Here is an 11,941-nt window from a genome sequence, read left to right on the forward strand (position 1 = left end):
GCCGCATCAGGAGCCGGACGACGCCCCGCCCAGCCGCAGCGCGACGATGCTCGTGTCGTCGTCCGTGTCGCCGGTCGCCGCGCCGAGCAGTCCGTCGAGCATCCGGTCCAGCGGCAGCCCGGCCAACCGCTCGGCCTCCTCGGCCAGTTCGATGAGCCCGGAGCCCAGACCGTCGTGCCGGCGTTCGACCAGCCCGTCCGTGAACAGCAGCAGCGTGTCGCCCGGCCGCAGCACGTTCCTGCGCTCCTCGTACGTGCACGAGGGCACCGCGCCGAGCAGCACGTCCTGCGGCGGGTCGATCAGCCGCGCCCGGCCGTCCCGGACCAGCAGCAGCGGCAGATGGCCGGCGCTCGACCACAGGAGCGTCTGCTCCTCCGGGTCGTACAGCGCGGACACCGCCGTCGCCGTGGTCCCGGAGCCGGTCCGCAGCGTCACCTCGTTGAGCCAGCCCATCAGCCGGCTCGGCGAGTGCCCGGTGAAGGCCAGCGCCCGCCCGGCGTTGCGCAGCGCCACCATGCCGGTGACCGAGTCGATGCCGTGGCCCGCGATGTCCCCGACCGCGACCAGGATCCGGCCGCTCGGCAGCGGCAGCACGTCGTACCAGTCGCCGCCCACCTGGTACTCCTCGCCGGCCGGCCGGTAGCGCGCAGCCACCTCCAGGTCCCCCGGCAGCTCCTGGACGCCGGGCACCTCCGGCACGATCGCCTGCTGCAGCTGGAGCGCCAACTGCCGCCGCATCTCCGCCTGGTTGCGGACCAGGGTGAGGTGGTCGAACGTCGCCGTCAGCGCGGCCTCGGTGCGCAGCGTGTCCGACACGTCCTGGTAGACCCCGGCGAAGCCGGTGACGTCCGCCCCGTCGAGCAGCGGCTGCGCCGCCACCCGAAGGTGCCGCACCGAGCCGCCCGGCAGCATCACCCGCAGCACCGCGTGCGCGCCGGTCTTGCGCTCCGTCAGCGTCCGCAGCAGCTCGGTCAGCGCCTCCCCGTCGCCCTGGTGCAGCCGGGAGCGCAGCCCGAGCAGCGGGACCGGCGTCTCGTCGCGGCCCTGGCCGAACAGCGCGTACGCCTGGTCCGACCAGACCGTCCCGCCGCCGGTCAGACTGTCCTGGAAGGTCGCCACCCCCTGGAGCTGCGCGACAGCGCGTTCCAACGCGAGCCGGGGGTCGCCCGCGGTGTGCCACAGCACCACCGTCCGGTCCTCGCCGCCCGGCAGCACCCGCACGTCGAGCAGCGGCGGGGCCTCGTCGGGGCGGGCCGCGGCGGGCAGCCGGGCGGCCCGCTGGACGCGCCCGGACGCCGCGGCCCGCCTGGCCAGCCGGGAGATGTCCTTGTGCGCCCGGGGCAGCGCCAGCGGCAGCGAGCGGATGTCGGGGAGCTCCGGGCCGTCGAGCGCCGCCACCGCCGCCTCGTTGAGATGCTCCACGACGGGGTCGCCGGACCGGACCGGGGTGCGCAGCAGCATCGCCGGATGGACCAGTGCGTCCAGCACGTCCGCCAGCACCGGGACCGCCGGCCGCGGGGACTCCGTGCCGTCCAGCACGGTCGCGGCGACGTCGAGCAGACCGTCGACGGCCCGCCGTACCGGCGCGCCGAGCTCCGTGGGGCCGGGCCAGCAGACCAGGGCGAGCCCCACTGTCGTCCGGTGCCGGCGCAGCGGCACCAGCGCGCGGGCCGCGTCCGGGGAGGGCCCCGGCAGCACCTCGCCGCCCGTCGGGCCCTGCTCCAGCCAGGTGGGCAGGGCCTCCGCCAGCACCGTGCGGAACGGCTCGCCCACGGACGGCGAGAGCCATTGCCAGGCCGCCGCCTCCAGGGCCCCGACGCCGGCGTGCCCGGCGAGCCGCAGCCCCTCGGACGGTGCGCCCCGCCACAGCCACAGACTGTCCGCGCCGAGTGGTGCGAGCCCGCCTTCGAGGAGCGCCTGGGCCGCCTGTCCCACGGTGTCGGCGGTCTCCGCCGCAGCGGCCGCCCGGCGCTCCCGGCGGGCGGGCACGGCCGCCTCGTCGTCGGGGGCCGCGACGGGCGGGACGTCGCCCGGCGCCGCGTTCACGATGTCCGCGGCGACATCGGCGACCGGCAGCCCGGTCGCCTCCGCGAGGCCCTGCAGGTGCTCGGCGGCGTCCCTGAGGGACAGGCGGAGCTGGGCGGAGAGGATGCCGGTCGCGAGATCGAGCAGATGACGGTGTGCGGAACGGGCCCGCAACCGCCGGTTCTCGGCGAGCAGGTCGGCGTACGCGGACGGGGTCCGGGGCCCGGACGGGCCGGCAGAGCTGGTCAAGACGACCTCCGTTCCCCGGCGGAGGAACGCGCCGCTGCGGAACGTGCCGTTTCTCCCTCCCGATTCTACGCGTGCGGAAGCCTTTCCTCCGGGTCTGAGAACGGTGGGAACGGGTACGTGCAAGGAGCGGGCACGCGTCCCGCCGCGCGGCAGCGGACGGCCGGACCAGGCGTCCGCCGGACCGGGAGGAGGTGTCCGGGATGGACCCCGGCAGGGACGACGCCCGGCTCTCGGAGCGGGAACGGCGCATCCTCGACGAGATCGAGGGCGCCCTCCGCGCCGACGAACCCCTCGAACGCAGCCTGAGCACCATGCGCCGCCACCAGCGCGCCCCCGGAGTGACCGGCCTGGGAGTCTCGACGGCCGGTGTCGCCTTCCTCGGCGCGCTGACGGCCGCCCTCCTGGTCGTCGCGGTCGCCACCGAGGCCCCCGCACTGATCTGGGCGTTCGCCGCGGCCTGGGTGCTCACGCTGGTCTGCCTGCTGCGCCTGCTCATCCGCTGGGCGGGGCGCTTCTCCCGACGGGGCGCAGGCGCGGACGACCGGGGCGACGGCGACCGGGACCGCCCCGACGCCGACTGACCACAGGCCCCCGGGCTGAAGAGGCACGCGCCGCGGGGGACAATGCCGATCATGGTGCTGTCCTTCCAACCCGTCCTCGAACTGATCGCCGAGGAGATCCGCAACCTCGGCGAGCGCGGCCGCCCGGCCGACTACATCCCCGCGCTCGCCGCCGGTGACCCGCAGCGCTTCGGGATGGCCGTCGCCGAGCTCGACGGCACCGTGTACGGCGTGGGGGACTGGCAGCAGCCGTTCTCCACCCAGTCGGTCACGAAGGTCTTCACACTCGCCCTGGCCCTCGCCCACGAGGGCGAGATCCTCTGGGAGCACGTCGGCCGCGAGCCCTCCGGCAACCCGTTCAACTCGCTCGTGCAGCTGGAGTACGAGAACGGCATCCCCCGCAACCCCTTCATCAACGCCGGCGCGCTCGTCGTCACCGACCGGCTGCACCGCCTCACCGGCGACGCCTCCGGCGCGCTGCGGGACTTCCTGCGCGCCGAGAGCGGCAACGACGACCTCGACTTCGACCGCGACGTCGCCGCCTCCGAGAACGCCCACGGCGACCGCAACGCGGCCCTGGCCCACTTCATGGCCTCCTACGACAACATCAGCACGCCCGTGCCGACGCTGCTGCGCGAGTACTTCCGCCAGTGCTCCGTCGAGGCGTCCTGCGCCGATCTGGCCGTCGCCACCGGTTTCCTGGCCCGGCACGGCATCCGCGCCGACGGCGCCCGGCTGCTGACCCGCAGCCAGGCCAAGCAGGTCAACGCCGTCATGCTGACCTGCGGCACCTACGACGCGGCCGGCGACTTCGCCTACCGCGTCGGGCTGCCCGGCAAGAGCGGCGTCGGCGGCGCGATCATCGCCGTCGTCCCCGGCCGCTGCACCCTGTGCGTCTGGAGCCCCGGCCTGGACGCCCGGGGCAACTCCGTGGCGGGCGTGGCGGCCCTCGACCGCTTCACCACCATCACGGGCCTCTCCGTCTTCTGAGTCGGATGCGGAAGGCCGTCTTCTGAGTCAGAGGCGGAAGACGGCCGCCAGGCGGTCCGCGAGCGGCCCCTCGCTCAACGTGGTGAACCGCGCGCCCAGATACCCGTCGGGCCGTACCAGGAAGGCCGTCGGGACCCGCACCGCGTACTGCTTCGCGAACTCGCCGCGAGCGTCGCGGTACACCGGAAGCCCCGTGCCGCCGATCGGCGCGCCGCCGTCCGCGAGCACCGCGCAGGACTCCACCCGGCCGCGCGACAACAGCCCGGCCGCGTAGGCGAGTCGGTGCAGCGCGGTGGCCGAGGCGCCGTCGCCGTACAGCAACAGCACGTGCCCGCGGCCCCGCAGCAGGTCGTACAGGCGCAGCGGGTACAGGGCGAGGTCCCCGGCGAGCCCGCCGCAGTCCGGGGCGCGGTCGCCGGACTGCGGGCCGCCGTCCGTCCCGGCGGACGGGTCGGGCTCGCCCACGATCGGGCTGCCCCGGTACGTCACGAGGAGCTGCGCCTCGCGCAGCATCAGCGTCTCCGGGTCGGCGGTGTCCGCCTGCACGCCCTCGGCGGCGTGCCGCACCGTCCGTCCGACGACCTCCTCGCCGACCGGCCGGCGCTCCGCGTCGTAGCTGGCGAGCAGCCCGGCGTGCGCACCGCCCTCCACCGCGAGCGCCAGCTTCCACGCCAGGTTGTAGGCGTCCTGGATACCGGTGTTCATCCCCTGTGCCCCGGTCGGCGGATGAATGTGCGCCGCGTCCCCGGCGACGAACACCCGCCCCTCGCCGTACCGGTCGGCCAGCCGGTGACTGATCCGGAACACCGACGACCAGCGCAGGTGCGAGGCGGTGACCGGCTGCGGCGACAGCCGGTCCAGGACGGTCTGCAGGTCGGCGAGCGTCGGGGCGCGGCCGCCCTCCAGGCCGTGCGCCACGCCGTCGGCCTCGGCGGCGGAGGGGGTGAGTTCCGGGGGTACGTTCATCGACATCCGGTACCGTCCGTGACCCGGCAGCGGAACGGCCACCAGGGTGTCGTCGATCGTGCCGTCCGGGCCGCGGTGCATGGAGCGCAGGGTGTAGCCGGCGGGCAGGTCCCAGTCGACCTGCACGTCGCCGAGCATGTACGCGTCCGGGAACGCGCCGCCCTCGAAGCCGATCCCGAGCCCCTTGCGCACGGTGCTGTGCGCGCCGTCGCACCCGATCAGGTACCCGCAGCGCACCTCCTCCTCCGAGATCCGGCCCTCGCCCTGGTTCCAGGACAGGCGGGCGGTGACGCCGTCCGTGTCCTGCCCGAACGACACCAGTTCCGCGCCGCGCTCGATCCGGGTCCCGAAGCCGCCCAGGAAGTCCTCCAGGATCCGCTCGGTCTCGTACTGCGGCAGCGCGGCGAAGCCGTACGGCACCTCGGACGGCAGGGCGAGCCGGATCCGGGCCTGTTCGACGCCGTCGACGTAGGCCAACTGCCCGAGCAGCGGCTCGGCGACGTCCAGGGCGGGCCGCACACAGCCCATGAGGTCCCAGATCTCCAGGGTGCGCGGCTGGATCCCGACGGCCTTGGCGAACGGCAGCCGGGCCTTGAGCCGGTCGACGATCCGGACGTCGACGCCGCGCCGGCGCAGCTCCGCCGCGGCGGTGAGCCCGACCGGCCCGGCGCCGACGACGAGGACGGACACATGCCTCATTGACCCTCCCGAGGTGGGCCCCTCTCCTCATGGTCGGCCGACGGCCGCGGAACTGCACGTCAGGGAGAGCGGTACGGCCCGCGCGGGCACGGAGAGCGGCCGGCGCACGTTGATCCACACGACGACGACCGTCCGCCCGGCGACAAGGAACCCGATGAGCAACGCCCCCGCAGCGCCCGACGCCCCCGGCACCCCCGGCACGCCTTCCTTCCGGCTGCTGCCCGGCGACCCCGCGTCCCCGGTGATCCTGCACGTCCCGCACTCCTCGCGCACCGTGCCGGCGGACGTGCGCGCGGACCTCGTCCTCGACGACCGGGCGCTGGAGGAGGAGTTGGACCACATCACGGACGCGCACACGGCGGAGCTCGCCGCCGCGGCGGCGGAGCGGTGCGCGGTGCGGCCCTGGAGGTTCGTCAACCTGATGTCCCGGCTGGTGATCGACCCGGAGCGGTTCCCGGACGAGCGGGAGGAGATGCTGGCGGTCGGCATGGGCGCGGTGTACACGCGCACCACGCACCGCGGGCCGCTGCGGCCGGCCGGCTTCGACGGCTCGGCGCTGATCGGGCGCTATTTCCGGCCGTACGCGCAGGCCATGACGGACGCGGTGGCGGAACGGCTGGACGCGGCGGGCCGGGCGGTGATCGTGGACGTCCACTCGTACCCGACCGCCCCGCTCCCGTACGAACTCCACGGCGCGGGCCCGCGCCCGCCGGTCTGCCTGGGCACGGACGGCTTCCACACGCCGCCGTGGCTGCTCGACGAGGCGACGGAGGCGTTCGGTCGGCTGGGGGAGACCGGCCTGGACAGCCCGTTCGCCGGGACGTACGTGCCGCTCCGGTACCACGGGACGGACGCCCGGGTCTCCGCTCTGATGGTGGAGATACGCCGGGACGGCTACATGACCGAACCGGGCGGCGCGTCCCACGCGGGCCTGGAGGCCCTGGCTGCGGCGCTGGCGGACGTGGTCGACGCGGCGTCGCGCGCGCATTGAGGGGGAGTCCGCGCCGTCCCGCCCCTTGGGGAACCCGGCGGGCGCGACGGGGGCAGCGGCTACTCTGTGGCCGGATCCCAGGAGGTGGGCATGGCGCGGATGCCGTCGGCGGAACGACGCCGGCAGTTGGTCGAGGCGGCGATCAGGGCGATGACGCGGGACGGCGTCGCCAAGACGACGACGCGGTCGATCTGCGCCGAGGCCGGAGTGTCGCTGAGCGTCTTCCACTACTGCTTCGACTCCAAGCAGACCCTCCTCGAGGCCGCCATCGAGACCATCACCGGCAACTACGTCGCCCGCGTGATGCAGGCCGTCGAGCCCAAGGCGACCCTCCGGGAGACCGTGCGGGCCGCCCTGCAGACGTACTGGGACCATGTCGTCGCGAACCCCGGCGAGCACATGCTCACCTACGACCTCACCCAGTACGCCCTGCGCGAGCCCGGCTTCGAGCATCTGGCCCGCGCGCAGTACCGGCAGTACGTGGCGTCCGCCGTCGCGCTGGTCGAGCAGGTCCGCGAGGTCCGCGGGATCGAGCTCCGGCTGCCGGTCGGAGTGATCGCCCAGTCCCTGGCCGCGACCATCGACGGGCTCACCCTCCAGTACCTCGTCCTCGGCGACGAGCAGGCCGCCGGCCGGCAGCTCGACATCACCGCCGACCAGCTGGTCTCCCTCATCGAGAGCTGAGCACGGGGTTACCGGCGGTACCAGGGGTCCTGGGCTCTTCGAAAATCATCAACAGGTCATTTGACCCGGACTATTGACTCACTGTCTGATTCCCGCGATCCTCTGGGCGCTGAGCCGGTACACCCCCCACCGACCGAGGGCTTCGTGACCATGACTCGATCCGCACCACGCAACCGCCGCGGGAGATTCGCTCTCCTGTCCCTGTTCCTCTCGCTGGCCGCGGTGCTGTTCGGCTCCGCGCCGGTGCCCGCCGCCGCGAGCGGCACCTGGTGGGAGCCCACCGCCCGCCCCGCCCCCGACTCGCAGACCAACGTCACCGGCGCGCCGTTCACCGGCAAGAACGCCAAGGGCGAGGTCAGCGGATTCGTCGACGCGCACAACCACCTGATGTCCAACGAGGGCTTCGGCGGCCGCATGATCTGCGGCCAGACCTTCTCCGAGCAGGGCATCGCCGACGCCCTGAAGGACTGCCCCGAGCATTACCCCGACGGCCGGGGGGCGCTCTTCGAGCACCTCACCGGCGGCGACGACGGCACCCACGACCCCGTCGGCTGGCCCACCTTCAAGGACTGGCCGGCCCACAAGTCGCTGAGCCACCAGCAGAACTACTACGCCTGGGTGGAGCGCGCCTGGCGCGGCGGCCAGCGAGTCCTCGTCAACGACCTGGTCACCAACGGCCTGATCTGCTCGCTGCTGCCCCGGGACCGCAGCTGCGACGAGATGACCTCGATCCGGCTCCAGGCCCGCAAGACGTACGAACTGCAGGACTACGTCGACAAGATGTACGGCGGCCCCGGCAAGGGTTGGTTCCGCATCGTCACCAGTGCCAACCAGGCGCGTGCGGTGATCGAGCAGGGCAAGCTCGCCGTCGTTCTCGGCGTGGAGACCTCGGAGCCGTTCGGCTGCAAGATGATCCTCGACATCGCCCAGTGCGACCAGGCGGACATCGACCGCGGCCTCGACGAGCTGTACTCCCTGGGTGTGCGCAGCATGTTCCTCTGCCACAAGTTCGACAACGCGCTCTGCGGCGTCCGCTTCGACAGCGGCACCACCGGTGTCGCCGTCAACATCGGCCAGTTCCTCTCCACCGGCACCTTCTGGATGACGGAGAAGTGCACCGGCCCTCAGCACGACAACCCGATCGGCCTGGCCGCCGCGCCGCCCGCCATGGCGGAGAAGCTGCCGGCCGGGGTGAGCGTGCCCTCGTACGCCTCCGACGCCAAGTGCAACAAGCGCGGCCTGACGAGACTCGGCGAGTACGCGATGCGCGGCATGATGCAGCGCGGCATGATGCTGGAGCTCGACCACATGAGCGTCAAGGCCGCCGGCCGCGCGCTCGACATCCTGGAGTCCCAGGAGTACCCGGGCGTCATCTCCAGCCACAGCTGGATGGACCTCGACTGGACCGAGCGCGTCTACCGCCTCGGCGGCTTCATCGCCCCGTACATGCACGGCGCGGAGGGTTTCATCGGCGAGGCGCAGCAGAAGGCCGCGCTGCGTGAGAAGTACAACGTCGGCCTCGGCTACGGCACCGACATGAACGGCGTCGGCGGCTGGCCCGGCCCGGTCGGCGAGAACGCGCCCAACGCGGTGAAGTACCCGTTCCGCAGCGTCGACGGCGGAGCGGTGCTCGACCGCCAGGTCACCGGTCAGCGCACCTGGGACCTGAACAAGGACGGCGCGGCGCACAACGGCCTCGTCCCCGACTGGATCGAGCAGATCCGGCTCACCCCCGGCGGCCCCGCCGTCGTCGGCGAGCTGGCCAAGGGCGCCGAGTCGTACCTGGGCACCTGGAAGAAGACCGAGGACCACGAGGTCGGCGTCAACCTCGCCGCCCACGTGCCGGCGTCGGCCAGCACGACCGAGTGGTGGAACCCGTTCGTCAACTATTCCGCAGGCCGCACCGTCGACGGCGACACCGGCAGCCGCTGGGCGAGCGAGTGGTCCGACGACCAGTGGCTGCAGCTCGACCTCGGCGCCGTGCGCCGGGTCGGCAAGGTCACCCTCGACTGGGAGAAGGCGCACGCCCGCGCCTACCGCATCGAGCTCTCGGAGAACGGCACGGACTGGCGGACCGCCTGGTCCACGGACACGAGCGACGGCGGCCTCGACACCGCGACGTTCGACTCCCAGGCGGCCCGGTACGTCCGCGTCCACGGGGTGCGGCGGGCCACCGACTGGGGCTACTCGCTCTACGAGGTGACGGTCCATCGCTCGTGACGAAGTGAGGCGATGACGACGCCCGCCGGGTCAACCACCCGGCGGGCGCCGTGCGTTGGGAGACCGGATATCCGAACTGGCAGGCGCACAAGGCTTGTCAGTGCAATTTCACATTACTATGTTACAGCTCACGCAGCGCTGCGGTTCGACTCTGCTCCACGCACCATTTCCCCCACTTCTCCTCAGATCAGGAGTCCTTGGTGTCCCAGCACAGAGTTGTGCGCTCCTCCCTGCTCGCCACCGCCGTCGCGGTGACCCTCGTGGCCTCGGCCGGGCAGGCCGTCACCCAGGCCGCCGAGCGGCCCACCGCCACCACCCCCGTACGCGGCGCCCTCGCGCCCGCCGCGCCGAACCCGTTCGACGAGGTGGAGCGCCACGCCACCGCCCGCACCGCGAAGCCCGCCCCGGCGCCCGCGCCCGGCGGAACCCGCGCCGCTGCCCGTGTCCCCGGCCCCGCGAAGACCGGTGCGGTCGAGCGGACCGCCGTCGCCCGCACCGCCGCCGGCGTGCCCTGCACCCTCGACGGCGTCACGGGCCTCGCCCCGGAGCAGTTCGCCGACTTCCTCGCCGACCCGGCCGTCCTCGCCGACGGCTGCCTGCGCGGCCTCCTCTGGAACTGGGACGCGCGCCTGGCCCCGGTCATGTCCGACGCCCACGTCCAGGCCGTCGCCCGCCGGATATCCGGCCTGGCGGCCGCCCATGACGGGCGCAACTCCTCGCACCTGGAGGAGATGTTCACGTACCTGCACGCTGTCGCCTACCACGACTTCTCGCGCACCGAGATCGACATCACCGACGCCCCCACCGTCGACGCCATGCGCCGCGCCGTCGCCGCCTTCGGTACCGCCGCCCGCACCTTCGACGTCACCCCGACGAACGCCGCCACCCTCCGCGAGGCCCTGTACGCCGCCAGCGCGCCCGGCCTGCGCCAGCACCAACTCGGCCTGATACGCCAGGTGCTGGCCACCATGGACGCCGGACACCCCGCCACCCACAAGGACCCCCTCTGGGCGGGCGCCGCGCTGGCCGCACTCTCGGTCAACTACCTCGGCGTCTACCCGGGCAACCAGGACCGTGCCTTCCACGCCGCCGTCGCCGCCGACCCCGCGTACCGCGCCGCCTTCCGGGCCTTCTCCGGCCACACCCACCTGAAGGGGAGCGCCAACGCCTGGGTGGTCCGCGACGCCCTCTCCGAGTACGGCCGCTTCGCCCAGGTCGACGCACTGAAGGGGCAGATCGTCCCCGACCTGGGGGCCCTGCTCGCCCCCGTCGAGTCCGGCTTCGGCCTGGGCAGCGAACCCTGGGCGAGCCTGGTCGGCTGGCTCAACTTCTTCGACGCCTGCGCCCCGTACGGCGTGTGCAAGGCCGACATCGAGAAGCGGATCTTCCCGTACACGTACACCTACGACAACGGCGCGATCAAGGTCCGCACCGGCCTCGACCGGGCCACCGTCGACCAGCTCTACTACGCGTCCAAGCAGGTCAAGGCGCAGTACCACCGCGTCCTCGGCACCGCGCAGCCGCTGGCCGGCGACCCCAACACGACCCTGAACATCGTGCTGTACGGCTCCCGCGCCGACTACGTCACGTACCACCCGATCCTCACGGGCTACGACACGAACAACGGCGGCATCTACATCGAGCGCGGTGCGACCTTCTACACCTACCAGCGCCGGGTCCCGCAGGACTCCTCGCTCACCCTCGAGGAACTGTTCCGGCACGAGTACGTGCACTACCTCAACGGCCGCTTCGCCGTCCCCGGCTTCTTCGGGGAGGGCCCCTGGTACGAGGGCGACCGCACCACCGCCATGGACGAGGGCACCGCCGAGTTCTTCGACGGCGCCACGCGCGACGACGGCATCGCCGTCCGCAGGTCGCTGGTGCGCAGCGTCATCGACGACACCGCCGGCGGCGGCTCCCGGATGACCGTGGAGCAACTGCTCAACGCCACCTACGACGGCGACGGCTTCCGCTTCTACGCGTACGCGGGCACGTTCTTCGAGTTCCTGTGGACCGAACGGCCCGCACTGCTCCGCGAGATGTACACGCACCTGCGGGCTGACGACGTGGCCGCGTACGACGCCTGGCGGCACCGCCTCGGCGCGGACACGTATCTCCAGCGGGACTACGACCGGTTCCTGGACGCGCAGATCGCCAAGGTGGACGACCTGTTCGTGCCGAACACCACGTACACCCCGAACGAGCGGCTGCGGGACGCCACGCTCGCCGCGGTGAAGTCCTCCTTCGCGTCCGCCACGTACAACACCTCGGACTGCGTGGAGAACGGCGACCCGGGCCTGCGGCGCTTCGTCTGCACGGGCCGCATCACCGCCAATCTGAGCGACTGGCGCAGCGAGGACAAGGTCTTCAAGGACATGTCGGAGACGGTCGACTACTTCCTCCTCGACCGGGCCGGCGCCGCGTCCAACAATCTGGCCGACATGAACTGTTCGTTCGGCCCGGTGGAGATCTGGTCGACGAGGACGGCCGGCACCTCGGACTACAGCTGCGAGGGCCCGCTGCGGAGTTGAGCGGCCCGACGGCTTTCGGGCCCGGC

The 11,941-nt window shown here is 72.9% G+C and carries 8 protein-coding genes; 6 read left to right on the top strand and 2 right to left on the bottom strand.

The features are described 5' to 3' along the window. Nucleotides 1–6: 6 nt before the first annotated feature. Nucleotides 7–2,274, bottom strand: a complete 2,268-nt coding sequence (locus tag ABZO31_RS30735) for a SpoIIE family protein phosphatase (RefSeq protein WP_406864594.1) — start codon at nt 2,272–2,274, stop codon at nt 7–9. Between the two features lie 200 nt (nt 2,275–2,474). On the opposite strand from ABZO31_RS30735, the gene ABZO31_RS30740 reads away from it, so the two are divergent. Next, nucleotides 2,475–2,855: a DUF3040 domain-containing protein gene (locus tag ABZO31_RS30740; RefSeq protein ID WP_406864595.1), complete on the top strand. Its 381-nt coding sequence runs from the start codon at nt 2,475–2,477 to the stop codon at nt 2,853–2,855. Nucleotides 2,856–2,897: 42 nt separating this feature from the next. Beyond that, complete coding sequence (locus ABZO31_RS30745) at nt 2,898–3,824, top strand: glutaminase (protein WP_406864596.1); 927 nt, start codon at nt 2,898–2,900, stop codon at nt 3,822–3,824. Between the two features lie 27 nt (nt 3,825–3,851). On the opposite strand, the gene ABZO31_RS30750 is transcribed toward ABZO31_RS30745, so the two are convergent. Further along, on the bottom strand, nt 3,852–5,489 hold the full coding sequence (locus ABZO31_RS30750; RefSeq protein ID WP_406864597.1) for an FAD-dependent monooxygenase: 1,638 nt from the start codon (nt 5,487–5,489) through the stop codon (nt 3,852–3,854). 154 nt (nt 5,490–5,643) lie between these two features. On the opposite strand from ABZO31_RS30750, the gene ABZO31_RS30755 reads away from it, so the two are divergent. The 4 genes from ABZO31_RS30755 (at nt 5,644) to ABZO31_RS30770 (ending at nt 11,915) form a co-directional block, all read left to right on the top strand. Then, nucleotides 5,644–6,480, top strand: a complete 837-nt coding sequence (locus ABZO31_RS30755; protein ID WP_406864598.1) for an N-formylglutamate amidohydrolase — start codon at nt 5,644–5,646, stop codon at nt 6,478–6,480. Nucleotides 6,481–6,570: 90 nt separating this feature from the next. Next, a complete protein-coding gene (locus tag ABZO31_RS30760) occupies nt 6,571–7,164 on the top strand; it encodes a TetR/AcrR family transcriptional regulator (protein WP_406864599.1) in 594 nt (197 codons plus the stop codon). Between the two features lie 150 nt (nt 7,165–7,314). Beyond that, nucleotides 7,315–9,384, top strand: coding sequence for a discoidin domain-containing protein (locus tag ABZO31_RS30765; protein ID WP_406865534.1), 2,070 nt, complete (start codon nt 7,315–7,317; stop codon nt 9,382–9,384). 200 nt (nt 9,385–9,584) lie between these two features. Continuing rightward, entirely contained in the window at nt 9,585–11,915 is a 2,331-nt protein-coding gene (locus ABZO31_RS30770) for a collagenase (RefSeq protein WP_406864600.1), read from the top strand. The last annotated feature ends 26 nt before the right edge of the window (nt 11,916–11,941 follow it).

The sequence above is a fragment of the Streptomyces solicamelliae genome (assembly GCF_045348655.1).
Taxonomy (GTDB): domain Bacteria; phylum Actinomycetota; class Actinomycetes; order Streptomycetales; family Streptomycetaceae; genus Streptomyces; species Streptomyces solicamelliae.